The sequence below is a fragment of the Gilliamella sp. LMG 34361 genome, from assembly GCF_984569075.1.
This window is the reverse complement of sequence record NZ_OZ474903.1, coordinates 767,102-786,994: the sequence shown is the minus strand read 5'-3', so window position 1 is coordinate 786,994 and position 19,893 is coordinate 767,102. Positions and strand designations below refer to the sequence as shown.

12 protein-coding genes are annotated in these 19,893 nt (G+C 34.0%); 9 read left to right on the top strand and 3 right to left on the bottom strand.

All coding sequences use genetic code 11. From position 1 onward, the window contains the following. Positions 1–10: 10 nt before the first annotated feature. Both AC5LXI_RS03760 and AC5LXI_RS03755 read left to right on the top strand, forming a co-directional pair. The gene (locus AC5LXI_RS03760) at positions 11–862 is read left to right on the top strand and encodes a VOC family protein (protein WP_493443591.1); all 852 of its coding nucleotides are present in this window, start codon (positions 11–13) and stop codon (positions 860–862) included. A gap of 15 nt (positions 863–877) precedes the next feature. Further along, positions 878–1,672, top strand: a complete 795-nt coding sequence (locus AC5LXI_RS03755) for a pyrroline-5-carboxylate reductase family protein (protein WP_493443590.1) — start codon at positions 878–880, stop codon at positions 1,670–1,672. An 81-nt stretch (positions 1,673–1,753) separates the two neighbouring features. On the opposite strand, the gene AC5LXI_RS03750 is transcribed toward AC5LXI_RS03755, so the two are convergent. Further along, entirely contained in the window at positions 1,754–3,073 is a 1,320-nt protein-coding gene (locus AC5LXI_RS03750) for an MFS transporter (protein ID WP_493443589.1), read from the bottom strand. Positions 3,074–3,256: 183 nt separating this feature from the next. Between AC5LXI_RS03750 and AC5LXI_RS03745 the strand changes: the two genes are divergently transcribed. Further along, positions 3,257–4,297, top strand: coding sequence for a tagatose 1,6-diphosphate aldolase (locus AC5LXI_RS03745; RefSeq protein ID WP_493443588.1), 1,041 nt, complete (start codon positions 3,257–3,259; stop codon positions 4,295–4,297). Positions 4,298–4,443: 146 nt separating this feature from the next. Here the strand turns inward: AC5LXI_RS03745 and grxB are convergent, their stop codons facing one another. Beyond that, positions 4,444–5,094: a glutaredoxin 2 gene (gene grxB, locus AC5LXI_RS03740; RefSeq protein ID WP_493443587.1), complete on the bottom strand. Its 651-nt coding sequence runs from the start codon at positions 5,092–5,094 to the stop codon at positions 4,444–4,446. Continuing rightward, positions 5,091–5,717, bottom strand: a complete 627-nt coding sequence (locus AC5LXI_RS03735; protein WP_493443586.1) for a Pr6Pr family membrane protein — start codon at positions 5,715–5,717, stop codon at positions 5,091–5,093. The genes grxB and AC5LXI_RS03735 overlap by 4 nt, the downstream gene beginning before the upstream one ends. 781 nt (positions 5,718–6,498) lie before the next feature. On the opposite strand from AC5LXI_RS03735, the gene AC5LXI_RS03730 reads away from it, so the two are divergent. The 6 genes from AC5LXI_RS03730 to AC5LXI_RS03705 all read left to right on the top strand — a co-directional run bounded on the left by AC5LXI_RS03730 (position 6,499) and on the right by AC5LXI_RS03705 (position 19,893). Continuing rightward, positions 6,499–9,306, top strand: a complete 2,808-nt coding sequence (locus AC5LXI_RS03730; protein ID WP_493443585.1) for a type VI secretion system Vgr family protein — start codon at positions 6,499–6,501, stop codon at positions 9,304–9,306. Positions 9,307–9,317: 11 nt separating this feature from the next. Beyond that, a complete protein-coding gene (locus tag AC5LXI_RS03725) occupies positions 9,318–12,488 on the top strand; it encodes a hypothetical protein (RefSeq protein WP_493443584.1) in 3,171 nt (1,056 codons plus the stop codon). 1 nt (position 12,489) lies between these two features. Beyond that, entirely contained in the window at positions 12,490–13,596 is a 1,107-nt protein-coding gene (locus tag AC5LXI_RS03720) for a hypothetical protein (protein WP_493443583.1), read from the top strand. A gap of 2 nt (positions 13,597–13,598) precedes the next feature. Then, positions 13,599–15,575, top strand: coding sequence for a hypothetical protein (locus AC5LXI_RS03715; RefSeq protein ID WP_493443582.1), 1,977 nt, complete (start codon positions 13,599–13,601; stop codon positions 15,573–15,575). 1 nt (position 15,576) lies between these two features. After that, positions 15,577–16,674 carry a hypothetical protein gene (locus AC5LXI_RS03710; RefSeq protein WP_493443581.1) on the top strand — a complete coding sequence of 366 codons (1,098 nt, stop codon included), beginning with the start codon at positions 15,577–15,579 and terminating at the stop codon, positions 16,672–16,674. A gap of 87 nt (positions 16,675–16,761) precedes the next feature. Continuing rightward, positions 16,762–19,893, top strand: a complete 3,132-nt coding sequence (locus AC5LXI_RS03705) for a hypothetical protein (RefSeq protein WP_493443580.1) — start codon at positions 16,762–16,764, stop codon at positions 19,891–19,893.

The window sequence follows — 19,893 nt, the reverse complement described above, 5'->3', positions numbered from 1 at the left end:
AGTGAATATAATGACAACACTTATTCCACAAATTGATCATGTTGTAATAACCGTATCCGATCAGCTCGATCAAGCAAATGCTCAATATCAAAAATTGGGGTTCACAACAACGCCTCGTGGACACCATTCACTCGGAACCAGTAACAATTTAGCAATATTTACCACTACCTATCTTGAGCTTTTGGGTTTCGAATCCAAAAATGCAGATAAAGTAGATAAAAGTTGGCGTTTTGCTGATGGACTAACTGGACTGGTGTTCAAAACCCAAAATGCCAATGAACTCTATCAACATCTAGTTAATAATGGTATAAAAGTTGAGGGTAAAGGTCCTCGATCCTTTTTTAGACCTGTTGAATTAAATGATGGTACAAAACCTGAAGCGCGTTTTAGAACCGTAAGATTAGATCCTTCCTATACACCAAATGGGCAGATCTTCTTTTGCGACCAGCTCACACCAGAACTCGTTTGGCGAAAAGAGTGGCAAACACATCCAAATGGGGTAATCAATATTAATCAAGTCATAATTGAGGCTCAAAAACCCCGTTCCTCAATTAAATTACTTGAAAACACCTTCCCATCGGCAAAAATTATCGATATTGACGGAGGAGTACGCCTAAAAGCTGATGACAAATATATTGATTATCTTACACCAAACGCAACAGAGAGTCTTTTTGGAGCTTCATTAAGTAAAGCTAATAATGACGATGATCGTAAAGTTGCTTTAGGATTGATAACAAAATCATTAACACAAACCCAGCAAGCACTAGAAAAAGGGAAAATTAAGTTCAATTTACAAAACGATAAGATTATTGTACCTGCCAGCGAAACATATGGTGTTGTTATGATTTTTAGTCAATTATAAATAAGGACTACCAGTATGAGTAAAATTTTATTTATTGGTAGTGGTCATATGTCTGAGGCGATTATTAGGGCACTAATAAAAAATAAAACGTATGAACCACAAAATATTTTAGTAAACGATATCGTTAAATCTCGTTTAGACTATCTACAATTAACTTACGGTGTTACACCTTCTGACAAAATCGTCAATGCAGATATTATTGTGTTAGGGGTTCGACCGCAAGATACATGGAGTGACATTATTCAACAACTTAAAGTGAATAAAACCATTATTATTTCAATCATTGCTGGTGTGACAATTGCCCAAATAAAACAATCACTAAAAATTGATGTTCCTGTTATTAGAACGATTCCCAATACTCTTACCGATACGGGGTTTGGTTATTCTGGTATTGCTACCGACGTTAATGATCAGGCCGTTGCAAAACAGAAATCTGTCATACAATTCTTCAACAGCTTTGGTAAACTTGAATATATAGATGAATCACTACTTGATATTTTTACTGGTTATGCGGTTGCCGGACCTAATTATATCTATTATTTTTATGAATCCTTAGTTGATGCTGGAGTTTTAGTTGGTTTGCCACGCGATATGGCAAAACGTATTGCAATTGAGAATTTACATGGTGCAGCCTCAATGCTTCAATTAAGTCAAAAACACCCAAGACAATTACTTGATATTAATAACTCACCAGGAGGTGTTGGAATACATAGTTTATATGAACTGAATAGTAGTGACTTCGCAGCTGGATTACAACGAAGTGTTAAAGCGGGAGTAATTCGAACCGTTGAACTGGGGAAAAAACAGTAAAAAAGTAAAATTGACTAAATACACTTATTTGAGGAACTTAAAAAAACCCCGTTCCTCAACTTTTTTATTGTCTATTGAATTTTACGAAATATCTTTTGCTAGGTATTTTTGGAGATTATTATTAATTAATAAAAATAGCCCAATTGATGCACCTAATAAAAATAATCCAATAACATAAATGGCAGGAGCCATTTTACTAACAAAATCACTAAAAAAAGATATTAATAATGGCGTTAAGCCCCCAGCGATGGCATAAGCCATATTAAATGAAAACGACACACCACTATAACGCACCTCAGTTGGGAACACTTTAACCATAAAATAAGCAAAAGAACCAACAATTCCAACACTAAAGCCCGCTAATGAATAAGTGACAAAAAGAAGATTCGAATTATCCAGTGATAGATAAAATATAGCAATCATGATAGCGGCAATGAAGCAACCAATAACCAGTACTTTGCCCATGGAAAACCTATCCATCATCATGCCGTAAAATGTGCAACTAACGATAAGTCCAATGATAGCTAATATATTGCCTTGCAAGGCTTCAATCGCTGAAAATCCAAATTGTTTTTGTAATAAAATTGGTGTCATCAACATTATCACCATAATACCGGCTGATAAAACCCAAGTTAGTAGCATTGATAAAATAGTTTGCGGTAAATATTGGGTTAGGACGGTGATCACTGGCAATTTTTTAGCTAATTCTTGGTTTTTACGTTTTTGAATATCCAGAAAAATCGGCGTTTCTTTTAACCAACGACGAAGGTACATGGCAATTAAACCAAAAATACCACCAATAATAAATGGAACTCGCCAGCCCCACTCATTCATTTGCTCTACCGAGACACTTTTGCTCATTATTGTCGACACTAGCGAACCTAATAAAATACCTAAACTTAAACCACTGGTTAAAATCCCACAAGCTAAACCAATTTTATTTTTTGGCACATGTTCAGCAACAAATGTCCATGCTCCAGGTACTTCACCGCCAACGGCAAGCCCTTGGCATAAGCGCATCATTAACAGTAATAATGGCGCAAAAATACCGATATTGATATAAGTCGGTAAACAACCAATAAATAATGTTGGTAAAGCCATCAACAAAATACTAAGTGTAAACATCCTTTTGCGGCCAAATATATCACCAAAATGAGCCATCACAATACCACCAAAAGGGCGAATCAAATAACCAGCTGCAAAAATACCAAAAGTCTGTACTTGACTTAACCATGCTGGCATATCATCAGGAAAAAACAGATGGCTAATCGTTATTGAAAAAAAGACAAATATAATAAAATCATAAAACTCTAATGCACCACCTAATGCTGAAAGCGCTAACGTTTTATAATCCTGATGAGTTAATGTTCGCACATTTGGGACAATTGCTGAATCTGGCATGATCATCCTTGTAAATAATTGTTTACAAATAGTCTAATAATTTGTACTACTATACAGGAACTAACTGTTATTTAAAAGAAAATATCTAAATGTAAATAAAAATCAAAACTAGCACTAAATGATTAATATTTCACCACATAAAAACCTACAATGAAAAAATCTTATTAAATGGAGAGTTCTAAAATGGCAACAAAACGCATTTCCCGTGGGAAATTCAACCGTATACAACAATTATCTAACCAAGATGGTGTAATTGCAGCATTAGCAATCGATCAGCGTGGTTCAATGGTAAAAATGATGCAAAATGCCGTTGGGCAAGAGCGTTATAATATTGACATGGTGTATGAATTTAAAGAGCTTGTTTCTCAAGAATTAACCAAATATGTTAGTGCCATTTTACTCGATGAAGAACTTGGTTTTAAAGGTATGGCAGCAAAAAGTAAAAATGCTGGTCTAATCATGTCTTATGAAAAAACCGGCTACGATGCTAATACCCCAGGGCGTTTACCTGATATATTACCCGAAGATTCACTTCAACGTTTATTGAAAAAAGGGGCTGATGCAGCAAAAGTCCTTGTTTATTATAATCCTGATGATCCGCAAGATATATTAGATAAAAAACATGCATTTTTGGAACGTTTAGGTAACGAAGCAAGAGCGGCTGATATTCCGGTATTTGTGGAACCGATTGTCTATGATAATGCGATAGCTGACGATAAAAGTCCAGAATTTGCCAAAATTAAACCACAGAAAGTGATCAAAACCATTGAAGAATTTACTAAAGATCATTATTACATCGATATTTTAAAAGTAGAAGTGCCCGTGCTATTTAAAAATGTTGAAGGCTTTAACGATACTAATCCTGTAGTATATTCACAAAAACAAGCAGCCGAATATTTCCAACAAGCAAGTGATGCTGCTACTCGCCCATTCATCTATTTAAGTGCTGGCGTACCAACTAAGACTTTCCATGAAGAACTTATCTTTGCCGGTGAACATGGTGCTAAATACAGTGGTATTTTAGGTGGTCGTGCAACTTGGTTTGAAGGTGTAGAAGCATATGCTAAAGGCGGCAAAGACGGCTTAAAACGTTGGCTTGATACGATTGGCCGTGAAAATGTTGAGCAACTAAACAAAATTTTAAAACAATATGCAACACCTTGGTATGATGTCTACGGTGGTAAAGATAAGATTGAAATTATAGATCCTGTATTAAGTAATTAGTTGATTATTTTTTATAAAATTAATTACGAAGATTTAATATAAAAAGAGTACAAGCTTTTTCCTATTTTCACTTGTACTCTTTTTACTAAAAACAAAATCAGCTGATTGCCTTTTTATACTTATTTATAATTCTGCAATATCTTCAATCAAACCGCTTTATCAAAAAATAAATTAACCTTACTTTTTTCAGACATTGATTCAACATATTCTTTAATTTTAGGTGGGAATTTAAGCCCTTTAACACAAGTTAAGTTGCGCAATATAGGAAACAAGCAAATATCATCCCAAGATAGCGTTACATTACATGCATTAGCGGAAACAATTAATGGATCTAACTGATTTAATAAATCGGCTACGTTAGCTATTAATGAATCAGTTTGAGCAAGGCAATCCTCAAACGTTCCCAACTTCTTACTCTTATTAGTGACAAAATTATCAATAGCAGCTTGAGTAGCAAATTCAGCTAAACCAAGTTTTATATAACGTGGGCACTCTAACTTATAGTCATATTGTTGAAGTTGTTTTATCAATGCTTCAATTTGGGGATTTTTAGGACCAGTTAAAATAGGGCTTCCTCCATAATTACTATCAACATAAGCTACAATATTCAGGCTTTCTGGCATATAATTACCATCTTCTTTTTGTAAGATAGGTACCATTTTTTCACCAATCATGCTTTCTGGTGATTTAGCATCGTCACTTAAAAAAACCTGTTGCTCAACAGGAATATTTTTTAACCCAAAAATCATTCTTGCGCGTACACAAAAAGGACAGTGTTCATAAATATACAATTTCATATTCGTCTCCTAAAGCAATCAATGCCCCATAATAAAAAAGCCAAACAAAAAAACAGTATAAAAACTAACCCAGCGGAATAAAGCGCTTTTACATACCCAACATTCACCACATTAATAAATGGATAGGGATATTGATGAGTAAAATAACCTCGTATAAAGATATAAATACCATAAATTAACATCGACAAAAACGAACCAACAATGACATTAAAATGAATACGTCGAAACGGTCCCCAAATAAGCCAACTTAATATGCCAACAACAGGTAAAATCACATGTAGACTTTCATTGGCAAATTGTAACAATGTGTTTGGTGGTTTATGAATTCCTCTTAAGATCAAGTTATAGACTATCGCCGTTATAATCACCCCAACTAGACCATTTAACCGAATTACTTTGAAAAAAAATCGACTACAATTGGGATTGAAAGTTAACCATAGACAGCTAAATGCCAACATTAGATTAGACAACACGGTAAAAAAACTATAGTAAAAAATTATTCTGCCAATTGGCGTGCTTGGTTGCCAAGGACGAAGTTGCGAATGCCAATAAATATAAGTTTCAAAACCAATAACTAAAAAAGCATATAACGCAATAAAAAGATTAATATTTCGTTTTAACATAATATATATAAAAAATAAAACCATATTAAAGTATATATCAGTTAATCTAAAAAAATGAAAATATAAAAATAGATTACTTTGTTATTTTTTATAAAAGTAGAGTCAAAACGTTTTGTTTTATGAGTATATTTCAGTAATAATCGATTTTGAATCATACAAATTCGATAAAATTTTATACAAAATCCCAAGCAATAATTAAGCAAATCATAATGCTACTCACTTTTTACTATTGTGATTCACACCTAACATTTAAATTTAATATACTTTTATAACGAAACGATTTACCCTCCTGAATATTTATTAAATTAATTTCAATTTAATAAATTAAACTCACTAAAATTCCAATCACTACCCTATCGACAGTTTAAAAAATTATTTTTATTAATGTGTAACCAATTATCAAAAAAATAGGTATGTTTAAGTGAAAATGATTTTATAGATATAACTTTCTATAAAAAATCTAAAAAAGCAAAATTTCATTAATCCTTCTTTGATAATACTTAGCCAGCAAATTTTAATTATTTGGGGTTAATTATTAATATCATTAAGTTATCCATTTGATTGAAATTTAAAGAAATGTAAAGCATATTGAAAAATACGCACAACAGTGTATTTTATATTCATATTTAGATTATTTTTTTAATGTAAATTCATTAAATCGTTTTACTTATAACAATAAATCCTTAGTGAAGAATTACACTAAATAATTATTAATAATCTTAAAATAGTTCAATAAAACACAATTGTATTTGCTATATACATAAAATATATTGAGGATAACATGGATAAAGGATTAACCAATTTGATCAGTCAGTTGGGCAATGATTTAAGTCATGGTCTAAAGCATGGTTTAGTTAATGGAGCAGGTCACAATCGTTATACGTTAAATATTGATGGTTTATTGGCTGAGGTTTCAGTCTTGCAGGTTGAGGGTAATGAGCAACTTAACCAGCCTTGGCATTATACCATTACCTTCACTAGCTCGAATAAACATCTGTCTGTTGCGTCATTTCTTAATCAAAATGCCCATTTGACTTTTAACCCAGCTAGCCTTAGCAATTTAAGTGGTTTGGATAATAAAGGACTTAAGGCGCTTAACTCTCTAATCTCCACTACTTCGTTAGATGTACTAAAACCGCCTGAGTCATTAAAGCAGCCTGAGCGATTAAAGCAGTTAGATAAATTTCTACCATCCCATCCGCTCGATTCACTTAACTCTTTAAGCCAACTCAATCCGCTTAATTTATTAAACTCACTATTCTCTCAAGGTGGCTCGCGCACTCTTTATGGTGTGGTTACTGAGTTTAGTCAGCTTTCGGTCAGTAACGACGAAGCCCGTTACCAGGTTGTCTTGTCTTCGCGATTGGCTAAACTGACATTAAGTCATAACTGTGCCATTTTTCAAAATCAAAGTGTTATTAGTGTGGTTGAAGAGGTGTTGCGTGGTCATGGTTATACCGGGATTGATTATCGCTTAGCGCTTAAAGAGCAATATCCGGAGCGAGAGTTTATCACCCAGTGGCAGGAGAGTGACCTTGAGTTTATTCAAAGGCTGCTTGCTGATGTGGGGGTCTATTTTCGCTTTGAAGCGCATGGTGAACACAATTGTGATGTGATGGTTATCAGTGATTATGAACAAGGCTATCAGCAGGTGGCGGATATTGTCTGCAAACAACCGAGTGGCACACTGGATAACAGCGTTGAAAGTGTCTGGGATATGTCATTACACAGTCAAATGGTGGAAACTTCGGTAAAAGTACAGGAGTATAACTACCGGGATGCGCAGGCGAATTTACTCGGTGAAGTTAATAGCCAACCGAAAGATAACACCACTTATGGCACCGATTATCGTTATGATGAACACTATAAAGGGTTAAATAGCAATGGTAACAGCAATAATAGAATTGATAGTGACACCCAAAATAATAATGATGACGATGATGAAAACAGTGACAATATCGATACCGACGACAGTCAAGACAGTAACGACAATAATAACGATAATAATTACGCCAATAGTCGCGATAATAGTCGTTCTATTAGCACTAGTTTTGTTAGTGCAAGTAATACGGATAGTATAGGTAATATAGGTAAGGCGGGTAAGAGCGTTGAAAGTGGTGAATGGTATGCCCGTATTCGTCATGAGCGAGCAATAAGCCGTCAAATTCTTATCCGGGGTAAAAGTAACCAAGCCAATTTAGCGCCGGGACAACATATTCGCATTAAAGGCAGTACCATTGCCGGAATAGATGAAGGGATAATGATATTGACGGTGCAAGGTCAGGGAAACCGTAGTGATGCATATGAACTGAGTTTTACCGCCATACCTTACCAGCCATTAAAACCTTACCGCCCGGAGCTAATTCCTTTCCCGACCATTGATGGCACCTTACCGGCACGGGTGACCAGTCCGGATAATGACACGTATGGTTATATTGATACCCAAGGGCGCTATCGAGTTAAATTTAACTTTGACTTAAAAGAGTGGCGAAACGGTAAAGAGAGCTTATGGTTAAGGTTAGCTAAACCGTATGCCGGTAGTACTTATGGTTTTCATTTTCCATTGATTGACGGCACAGAGGTAGCAGTTGCCTTTACTAATGGTAATCCGGACCGACCTTATATCGCGCATGCGATGCATGACAGTCGTCATCCTGACCATGTGACTACCATAAACAAACATCGTAATGTAATTCGTACACCAGCTAACAACAAACTGCGGATGGATGATAAGCGCGGACAAGAGCACATCAAATTAGCGACCGAATATGGTAAAACTCAGCTTAATATCGGGCATTTAGTTGACCAAAACAAAATCCGACGTGGTGAAGGGTTTGAGCTGCGCACTGATGAATGGGGAGCGATTGCTGCCAATAAAGGCTTATACCTGACCAGTCAGACCGCGCCTAAGGCACGAGGCAAACAGCTTGATATGCAAGCAGCCATTACTCAGCTTGAAAATGCGCTATCGATTGCCAAAGCCTTACAAAATGCCGCCACCGAATCTGAAGCCCATGGTGCTGATACCGACAGTCAAGAGCAACTTAAAGCGACATTAACCCAGTTATCCCAAAGTGGCATTATAGCTTATGCACAAGAGGGGATAGCTTTAACCAGTCCGGAAAACATCCAACTGTCAACCTCGAACAGTGTATCGGTGACCAGTGAAAACCAAACTGACATTAATGCATTAAAAAATATCACTATCTCGTCAGGTGAATCCATCGGTCTATTTGCCCATCAATCAGGCATGAAAATCTTTGCCAATCAGGGCGATGTTGAGGTGCAGGCACAAAATGCCGACTTGAATATGGCTGCCAAGCAAGATATTCAAATAGACAGTGTTGATGGAGAAATGACAATTACCGCCAGTGAAAAAATCACATTAATCTGCGATGGTTCATACATCAAAATTAGCAGTTCCGGGATTGAGCTGGGCACCGCCGATAATGTTTATATAAAAAGTAATGCTATGCAGAAAATGGGGCCGAAAACATTAGATAATACAAAGCATAATTTTTCAAAAAATGAACTAGATGTCTCGTTAAAGCGTTTTAAAAAAAGTAAGCATAGTGATTTTTCAGGTTAAGGAGTTAAAAAATGACATTGTCAGCAGTAACAGGATGGCGATATCCAATAACTATAAAAAGTATAGATGAGTATAATGAAGCATTGATGTCAGCATCAACTGGTTTTTATCCAATAAGTGTTAACAAATTTATACATCAAGGTATTCATTTTGAAGAAAATGTGCTTAAAAAACTGGGTGTTAAAAATCCAAAACAAATAAATAGTAAAATATATTGTATCGCAGATGGTGAAGTGATTGCTTATCGTTGTAACGATATTTATCAAAAACTAGACTATGGTGATAAAGTAGGATTTTTCTCAACAGGCTTTGTTCTGGTGCGTCATTTACTTGAAATGGAGCGAGTTGAAGAAGAGACAAATTCAACTAAAACTGAAAAACAAAAACAGCCACCACATCGTCTCTATTTTTATAGCCTTTATATGCATCTGGCAGATAAGGCTTTTTATGAAAAAAATTCTAAAGAGCCGGTACCAGCATTTTGGCAGCAAGATATTTATCAAGTGAAGGATAAATATCTACAATATATTAAAGGGTTAAATTGTCGAAAAGAACCCGACCCTCAAAACAATCTAAATAGATTAGCTGTATTACAAACTGGAACAAAGCTTAAATTAAATCTTGATATTAATCGAGAAGGAAAAAGTGGCAAAATGTGGTATGCAGTTTCGAGTTTAGTGGAGGGCTATTCAACGATACCTCAACTAGAGCCTATACCGTATCAACATGAAACAAAGACTGTGGATATTTTAGGATGGGTTAATACAGGCGACAAGGTAGATGACCCAATATTTGAGGTTAAAGAGAGTGGTGATACTTTACTCGTAAAATCTAAAGGATTACAGGTAAAGGATGAAAATGACAAAATCATCTCAATGCTACCGGTTGGCACCGATATTAAAATTTCAGGTGATACCCAAAATGGTAGTTTAGTTGAATTAATTGAAATTATTGGAAATGGGAAACCAACAATACCCTTGCCAGAAGGGAAAAATAAAGTTTTATTTGATGGACTAAAAAAACATGTCCGCCCCCAAAAATATAATGAAGTTGTGATATTAGATAAACCTTTCCCAATAAAAGCTGGCGATTTGATTGGGCATGTTGGGCATATCAATTTATATAATACTGCAATTACTAAAGAAATTGATAAGGATACTGAAAAACCTATCGATATAGATTTATTACCACTCACTCGTCCTTTGAAAGAAACAGAATTTAGACCAAATTTTCATCTTGAATGTTTTACCTGTGATGACTTGCCTAACTTTATTGCGCAAACTCAAGCCGAAGCCAGTAAGATAGCTGATAAAGATAAAACCTTGTTAGCCATATCGGAGCAAGCAAAATTGTTGGCGGCAGCCAAAAAAGCAGATACTAACGTAGGCAAACCTTATAATGATACAAAACTAAAAATCCTAAGTAAAAGACGAAATATTAAATGGTTACAAATCGAAATCACCACCTCCGAAACGGAAAAAAAGACATTATGGATTGAAAACAACAAAGATATAATGTCAAAAAGTGAAATAAGCTTGGATGAAAAAACAGAGGCTTGGACTAGTCACCCTCTGCAATTTAGCGACTTGTCGAGTAGCACCAGTAGTGTTGCTATACCTTTATTATTAAAATTGAGTGATAAACAATTTCAATCAAGAGACAATCAAGCCGAAGACGAACAAGGTAAGGCTTGGTACAGGATTGAGAAGTCAAAAAAAGGGCAAGCAGCAATCAAAGGTTGGGTTGCCATAGATAACCAAAAGGTGAAAAAGTACAGTAGTTGGGATTGGTTTGACTTTAAGCAGATTAAAGAAACGGCATCTCTAAAAGAAATCTATTTAGAGATAGAAAAATCCTTAGCGCGAGATAATGCTGCCCTTGAATCGTACAAACCGATTTTAAAAGAGACTTTAGTGATATTAGATAAGCAATTTCATCCGGATCAAAAAAAATATGCAAAGATTGATACCGAAAGCTTTAATGGACTCGTTATTAAACCGCATTTATCCTCAGCGCTTACGCGATTACTTATTCACTATGAAAGTGAATGGTATAGTGAGATAGATGCAGAGGGTAAAATGCCGAAATGGGAAGAATTAAACAGTGAAATGAATGAAAATAATAAAAATTTATTGGGTTATTTACAAACGGGTGATGAGACAAAATTAAATGCTTATTTAGATAAAACTGGTAAATCAACAGATTTATTTGAGGCGTATAAACACAAAAAAGACAGAAAAACTATTAGTACATTTCCTGCTGATTATAAAGACAATCCAAAGCAAAAGCTTAATGACAAGCAAAAGGAAAGTTATAAAAATTTAACCGCACTAGAAAATGATGTAATGAAATGGGAGAAAGAAAAAGAGAAGATTGTAAAACTATTATGGTGGAGTGATGTTGTTAAAAGTCAAGCCAAACTAAATCGAGATGGCAAAGTATGGTCTATCCATCCGATGGCAATGTTAGGGATTGTTATATCTAATGATTTGATTGATGTCGAAAATTTTATTGCTATGTATAAATTAGAGCATCATAAAATTATAAAAGCTTTCAAAGTTTCTAGCACTGGAAAAGTTAAAACAGAGGAGCCTAAATATGATCAAGAATCAATAGAGATATTGCGAGAAATACTTAAACGAATAAATCTATTCTTTCGGAAAAACGCCGAATATCCTCCCAATCTTTATTATCTATCTTATATGTTAGCAACCGGTCATTGGGAAACTACCTATGCTAAGGAGTTTGATTCATTTGTAGAGCGTAATGATGGTCGTGAGTATGATCCTGTATTAGCGAGTACGCCAGCAGGAAGAGGTAGGGCAAAGGATAATGGTAATACAGTAAAGGGGGATGGTTTAAAATATCGTGGTAGAGGTTTGGCGCAGATGACTTGGAAAAATAATTATAAAGACGCGAGTGAATATTTGAATGTTGATTTTGTCAATCAACCAGATAAAGCTGCTGAGCTTGATTATGCTGTACCAATTTTGATTTGGGGCTCAATAAATGGCATATTTTCTAAAAGAAAATTATCAAAGTATATTAATGAAGATAAGATTGATTATAAACTCGCCAGATATGTCATTAATGTCCAAAATTATGCTAATGAGATCGCAGCTAATGCTAAATGTTTTGAAGCAATACTTAGGCAAACATCAAATTTGATTGAGGCGTTTTAATATGAAAAAAATTTTTTTATTACTATTAGTGATAACAACCAGCACGGTTTGTCACGCCGAGGAGCCTTGTACCAATAAAACCTCTGTTAGAGATTATCAATTTAATATTAACTCTCAACCTTATAAATTCACTTCTTACTATTGTGAAGATAAAAATAAAGATGAAGATGATGCAATTTTTTCTAAACCCGGAATTTTAGAAATACATGGCAAAAATTTTAATAAAACACTCAAAAATGTCATTGGGTTAGCAGGTCAGAATGGAATCATGTTTTGGGAATGGAATAATAAACCCGAATTTTTTTATTATATTAGATCATCAGAATCTACTGAGGCTGATATACCCATAATCATTAAGGATAATAATCTAATGGTTGATTGTGTATATATCAATAGAAGGTTAAAGAATTTAATGGTATTTAATTATTCTTATTGTGGTAATTTGCAAATTGTCGAAGATGGTTTTGGGGACGTTGAAGTGGGATTTGGCAAGTTAATTCCTGAGTCTTATTTAGAATCAACATACTATTTTTCAAACTTTACAGAGAATAAGGAGAGTCTACAATACAAAAAGTTTGATGTTTTTATTGGTAAAATCGATGATATCAGTTTTTACCGTCGTTATTCATCGATAAAAGATTATGAGTTGAATAAATATACGGTTGTTATAGCAAACAAGAGAAAAGAATACCGATTTAAGTCAGAAGATAAAATTTATCAACGAATGGGTGATCCTGCTATTCCAGAATGTTTTATTGGTCTGGATATTATTGATTCCAAGGGGAATATCAAGTTTTATAATAAAAAGGCCTTATCGGCATTATTAAACAAATCGACAATAAAAAGGAATATTACATCTTATATACAATATGATGAAAAAACAAAACTCTATAATAAACCAACTGATCGCTCAGCAACAGATATGTACCTAGTACAACACGATTTTGTTACAATCTTGGATGAAATTTGGGGTACTGACAATATAGAAAAATGTGAAGAAACAATAAGTTTTTTTAAAATAAGTTATAACAGTAAAAAACACGGAAAAATAATTAAATGGATTGAAGGCGATGCGTTTACCACTTGGTGGAAAAGATCTTCAGATTAAAGATGATAATCCAATTTAGACCAAATTTTCATCTTGAATGTTTTACCTGTGATGACTTGCCTAACTTTATTGCACAAACTCAAGCCGAAGCCAGTAAGATAGCTGATAAAGATAAAACCTTGTTAGCCATATCGGAGCAAGCAAAATTGTTGGTGGCAGCCAAAAAAGCAGATACTAACGTAGGCAAACCTTATAAAGATACAAAACTAAAAATCCTAAGTAAAAGACGAAATATTAAATGGTTACAAATCGAAATCACCACCTCCGAAACGGAAAAAAAGACATTATGGATTGAAAACAACAAAGATATAATGTCAAAAAGTGAAATAAGCTTGGATGAAAAAACAGAGGCTTGGACTAGTCACCCTCTGCAATTTAGCGACTTGTCGAGTAGCACCAGTAGTGTTGCTATACCTTTATTATTAAAATTGAGTGATAAACAATTTCAATCAAGAGACAATCAAGCCGAAGACGAACAAGGTAAGGCTTGGTACAGGATTGAGAAGTCAAAAAAAGGGCAAGCAGCAATCAAAGGTTGGGTTGCCATAGATAACCAAAAGGTGAAAAAGTACAGTAGTTGGGATTGGTTTGACTTTAAGCAGATTAAAGAAACGGCATCTCTAAAAGAAATCTATTTAGAGATAGAAAAATCCTTAGCGCGAGATAATGCTGCCCTTGAATCGTACAAACCGATTTTAAAAGAGACTTTAGTGATATTAGATAAGCAATTTCATCCGGATCAAAAAAAATATGCAAAGATTGATACCGAAAGCTTTAATGGACTCGTTATTAAACCGCATTTATCCTCAGCGCTTACGCGATTACTTATTCACTATGAAAGTGAATGGTATAGTGAGATAGATGCAGAGGGTAAAATGCCGAAATGGGAAGAATTAAACAGTGAAATGAATGAAAATAATAAAAATTTATTGGGTTATTTACAAACGGGTGATGAGACAAAATTAAATGCTTATTTAGATAAAACTGGTAAATCAACAGATTTATTTGAGGCGTATAAACACAAAAAAGACAGAAAAACTATTAGTACATTTCCTGCTGATTATAAAGACAATCCAAAGCAAAAGCTTAATGACAAGCAAAAGGAAAGTTATAAAAATTTAACCGCACTAGAAAATGATGTAATGAAATGGGAGAAAGAAAAAGAGAAGATTGTAAAACTATTATGGTGGAGTGATGTTGTTAAAAGTCAAGCCAAACTAAATCGAGATGGCAAAGTATGGTCTATCCATCCGATGGCAATGTTAGGGATTGTTATATCTAATGATTTGATTGATGTCGAAAATTTTATTGCTATGTATAAATTAGAGCATCATAAAATTATAAAAGCTTTCAAAGTTTCTAGCACTGGAAAAGTTAAAACAGAGGAGCCTAAATATGATCAAGAATCAATAGAGATATTGCGAGAAATACTTAAACGAATAAATCTATTCTTTCGGAAAAACGCCGAATATCCTCCCAATCTTTATTATCTATCTTATATGTTAGCAACCGGTCATTGGGAAACTACCTATGCTAAGGAGTTTGATTCATTTGTAGAGCGTAATGATGGTCGTGAGTATGATCCTGTATTAGCGAGTACGCCAGCACTAAGAGATAATGCAAAGAGTAATGGTAATACAGAAGAAGGGGATGGTTCAAAATATCGAGGTAGAGGTTTGGCGCAGATGACTTGGAAACCAAATTACAAAAAAGCGAGTGAATATTTGAATGTTGATTTTATCAATCAACCAAATAAAGCTGCTGAGCTTGATTATGCTGTACCAATTTTAATCTGGGGTTCAATAAATGGCATTTTTTCTAATAAGAAATTATCAAAGTACATTAATGAAGATAAGATTGATTACAAACTCGCGAGATATGTAATTAATGGCCAAAATTATGCTCAGTATATTGCGCAAAATGCTGAATGTTTTGAGGCAATACTTAGGCAAACATCAAATTTGATTGAGGCATTTTAATATGAAAAAAATTCTTTTATTACTGTTATTGATAACAATCAGTATGGTTTGTCACGCCGAGGAGCCTTGTACCAATAAAACCTTTGTTAGAGATTATCAATTTAATATTAACTCTCAACCTTATAAATTCACTTCTTACTTATGTGAAGATAAAGATGAAGATGAAGATGATGTGTTTTTTTCTACACCCGGTATTTTAGAAATACATGGCAAAAATTTTAATAAAACATATAAAAATGTTATTGGACTGGCCGGTAATAGATCTATCATGTTTACAAAATGGAATGATAAACATAAACCAGTATTCTTTTATTTTATTAAATATACCTCAGCTTATATGCCAATAATCATTAAAGATAATAATCTAATGGTCAATTGTATATATATCAATAAAAGGTTAAAGAATTTAATGGAATTTACTTATTCCTATTGTGGTGATTTGCAAATTGTCGAAGATGGTTTTGGAGATGAGAGATTTGAGGAGTTAATTCCTGAGTCTTATTTAGAATCAGCATATGATTTTTCAAACTTTACAGAAAGTAAGGAGAGTCTACAATACAAAAAATTTGATATTTTTATTGGTAAAATCGATGATATCAGTTTTTACCGTCGTTATTCATCGATAAAAGATTATGAGTTGAATAAATATACGGTTGTTATAGCAAACAAGAGAAAAGAATACCGATTTAAGTCAGAAGATAAAATTTATCAACGAATGGGTGATCCTGCTATTCCAGAATGTTTTATTGGTCTGGATATTATTGATTCCAAGGGGAATATCAAGTTTTATAATAAAAAGGCCTTATCGGCATTATTAAACAAATCGACAATAAAAAGGAATATTACATCTTATATACAATATGATGAAAAAACAAAACTCTATAATAAACCAACTGATCGCTCAGCAACAGATATGTACCTAGTACAACACGATTTTGTTACAATCTTGGATGAAATTTGGGGTACTGACAATATAGAAAAATGTGAAGAAACAATAAGTTTTTTTAAAATAAGTTATAACAGTAAAAAACACGGAAAAATAATTAAATGGATTGAAGGCGATGCGTTTACCACTTGGTGGAAAAGATCTTCAGATTAAAGATGATAATCCAATTTAGACCAAATTTTCATCTTGAATGTTTTACCTGTGATGACTTGCCTAACTTTAACCTTATACAGTTTGTATATGCATCAGCTCGATTGGTATGGTTATCAGAGAAAAATGAAAGATGAAACAACAAACGTACAATATCCTCACTATTGGAACCTTGAATCAGGAAAAGCTGACGAGAATAAGGGGGATACGGTTTGTGGTAGTGTAATTAGAACCGATGGCAAAGGAACCGAAGTGGTTGGCCTGTTGTTAAAAGGAAGTAAGATTCGTTTAGGTGAAAAACACAAAAAAGCAGGCTGGTATAAAATTGTTTCGATATCAAAAGGGACATTGGTAACCACAACCGAATTTAAACAACAATTAGGTAATATTACCGGTTATGTTTGGCATAAGGACCTATCGCCGCTACCAACCGGAAACACAGCTGATGCCAATCAAGATTATGAAGTTTTAAAAGAAGACAATAACACTGTTGGCAGGTCAAATGTGAAGGTAAAGGGCATAGCGGTATATGAAACTGCTGATGATAAACAAAAATTGACTTATTTACCACTAACGGCAACATTTGAATTAGATGGCCAAGAAAACGGCTACGCTAAAATTCGTAAAATTGAAGGATGTGAAGTTCCAGACCTATTAAAAAAAGAAGATGGCAGTGAAGATGCACCGCATAAAGGTTATGTCAAAGTGACCTCACTGACTTCATTCACGTTTAAACCTGAAAAATTCAATGATATTGTGGTATTAAAATCACCGATTGCGATTTCAAGTGGCGATTTTATCGGTTATATTGGGCATAATCAACGCCAAAAAGACCATATTGAGGCATTAAAAAGCTTACCGATACCAAAGTTAAAACGGCCATCAGATAAAAAATTACCGCCTTTGTTACATGTTGAATTATTTACCTGTGATGATTTACCAACATTTATTACCAAAACACGAGAATTAGCCGATAGTTTACCGGAAAGTGAAAAAAATCTAGTTCTAGTTGAAAAAAAGGCAAGATTGATAAAAGAATCAAAAGCAAATGGTAACTTAAATTCAGGATTAGGGATAAAGTTTATTAGTGATAAAGATAATTATTACGTTAAAATTAATCTGGAATATACTTTAAATTCAAAGGAATACTATGCTGAAAATAATCTAATAACACAACGATATAGATTGATAAATATTGAAGAACTTGCGGGCTCGTTGTCGAATAAGAATGAAGAAATTAATTTAACTGCCGACCAAAGATATTGGTTAAAAAATAGATATAATGACATTTATCCGCAGTTAACCATTTCAGATATTCCAGATAAGGTTGAACTGATTGAAATTGATCACACTAGCTCATCTGTCAAAATACGTTTTTGTGTGGATACTAAACATTATTGGGTAGCGTCAAAAGATGTCTCTCACTTATTTGGACAAATTGGAATATTCAATAACGCCATTCCTTATTGGAATAATTTTCCATTATCACTTGATAATCTACCTCCTGCAACCAAAGATAACACAGTACATTATCCACGGACGGTGTCATTAAATTCATTAAGTAATGAGAATTTAATCGCTATAGAAGATGAAAGCACGGGTTCAATATGGGTAAATGTGACCGCAGGAAATGAAGAGGGTATGCCAATAAAAGGTTGGGTAAACATCAAAAAAGATGCTCAAGAGCACGTTAAACGAATCAGCCCCTGGCATTGGCAAGGATTTGAGACAGTAATCGAAAAAGCTGCTGTGGGAGAATTTTATACTAAAGTCAACGACAACCGAGCAGCGACATTGGATATTGAAGATTATACCGATTCAATGAAGAAGCTGCATAAAATATTGACTCAATCCCTTTTATATTCTGTTCAGCGAAAAAAAGCACTGCCGCCTTTTACTGTTGAATATCTGAAAGACGGTCTTCGCAACAGTTGGACAGCTGAAATGATAGGTCACTTAATAATAAAATATGAAAGTGAATGGTATGCAGACGAAGCGCTAACCAAATGGAACGAAATAGATGATTTATTTGAGGAGGAAAAACAAAAACAAAGAAATTTAATTGAAAAACAGTTAGATGAAAATAACATAACGATACCTTATAAGCGAGATTATGCCTTAAGTATGGTGGATGACGTGCATGAGAAAACCAATTCAATTTGGCAACTAGAAAAAGAGCAACGTATTAAACCCTCCCTTTGGTGGCGAGAAGTCGCACAATCCCAGCAAGCCCAATCATCAAACAACCAAGCCCCACAAACACCTGAACTAAGCAATCTTTCTGCTGATGGTAAAGCATGGTTTATTCATCCAATTACATTGATTAATTTTTCTTTTTCTTTAGAAAAAGACATTGCCACCTATTATATATATTTAGATGGTCAAATAAAAAAATATATCCCCTCATTTATCAGTGAAGAGAATAAAAATAAATACCGTTATATTATTATTGATAATAATGGACTAAAGCATAAAGTTTGTGACTTGCAATATTTCAAAATTAAAGAAAAGTACAGTAAAGTAGTTAATCCAAATACAGCCAAAAATTTTTATACCCCAGGTCACGGAGATACTGCCTCAAATGTAAGTGATGGTGACACTTATTACCGTATCATTTACGCCAATGGAGAAATTGCTGAGTGGGGTAAACATGGTAAATATTTTAACCCCAAACTTGATAATCCATATACTTGGCGTGTATTTGGTGTAAACAATAATGAGGTAGAGTTATTAAAAATGCCCGATACTTTAGATAAACAATTTGACAATTTCAATATAAAATATAGTTTTAGTAATTCCCAACGACGTTATGCGAATCCAGGATTATTTGCTGCAATGTTAGGCAGTATTGCGGTTTGTAATAAAAGCATTACTACCACAGGAAGTGCATTTCAATGGGGCTCTTGTTTTCCAAGTGTTTTACATATTAATGGTATGAGTATTGATTTTACCTACAAGTCATCTAACGGATACAAAACAGTCGAAATAAACGGTAAAAAAGTTCGGGCGCGCAATTATCATCCACATACATCTCAACAATATAAAGATGACGAAGCTTTTTTAAAAGCGATGCTGTTATTTTTTAAGAAAGTTCTAGTTGGTCAAAATGTGCATTTTGCTGAATTTAGAAAATTAAACGGCGTTGCTGATGGTGGAGGATTACATGACGGTCATTTTCATGCTGAATTTTCACTCTCCAAAATTGAAGAAATTAAGGAATAA

Excerpts from the sequence above, each read along its gene's own strand:
- AC5LXI_RS03720 (WP_493443583.1), top strand. The coding sequence starts at position 12,490 with ATGAAAAAAATTTTTTTATTACTATTAGTGATAACAACCAGCACGGTT.
- AC5LXI_RS03730 (WP_493443585.1), top strand. The coding sequence starts at position 6,499 with ATGGATAAAGGATTAACCAATTTGATCAGTCAGTTGGGCAATGATTTA.
- AC5LXI_RS03745 (WP_493443588.1), top strand. The coding sequence starts at position 3,257 with ATGGCAACAAAACGCATTTCCCGTGGGAAATTCAACCGTATACAACAA.
- AC5LXI_RS03725 (WP_493443584.1), top strand. The coding sequence starts at position 9,318 with ATGACATTGTCAGCAGTAACAGGATGGCGATATCCAATAACTATAAAA.
- AC5LXI_RS03710 (WP_493443581.1), top strand. The coding sequence starts at position 15,577 with ATGAAAAAAATTCTTTTATTACTGTTATTGATAACAATCAGTATGGTT.
- AC5LXI_RS03760 (WP_493443591.1), top strand. The coding sequence starts at position 11 with ATGACAACACTTATTCCACAAATTGATCATGTTGTAATAACCGTATCC.
- AC5LXI_RS03735 (WP_493443586.1), bottom strand. The coding sequence starts at position 5,717 with ATGTTAAAACGAAATATTAATCTTTTTATTGCGTTATATGCTTTTTTA.
- grxB (WP_493443587.1), bottom strand. The coding sequence starts at position 5,094 with ATGAAATTGTATATTTATGAACACTGTCCTTTTTGTGTACGCGCAAGA.
- AC5LXI_RS03715 (WP_493443582.1), top strand. The coding sequence starts at position 13,599 with ATGATAATCCAATTTAGACCAAATTTTCATCTTGAATGTTTTACCTGT.
- AC5LXI_RS03750 (WP_493443589.1), bottom strand. The coding sequence starts at position 3,073 with ATGCCAGATTCAGCAATTGTCCCAAATGTGCGAACATTAACTCATCAG.
- AC5LXI_RS03755 (WP_493443590.1), top strand. The coding sequence starts at position 878 with ATGAGTAAAATTTTATTTATTGGTAGTGGTCATATGTCTGAGGCGATT.
- AC5LXI_RS03705 (WP_493443580.1), top strand. The coding sequence starts at position 16,762 with ATGCATCAGCTCGATTGGTATGGTTATCAGAGAAAAATGAAAGATGAA.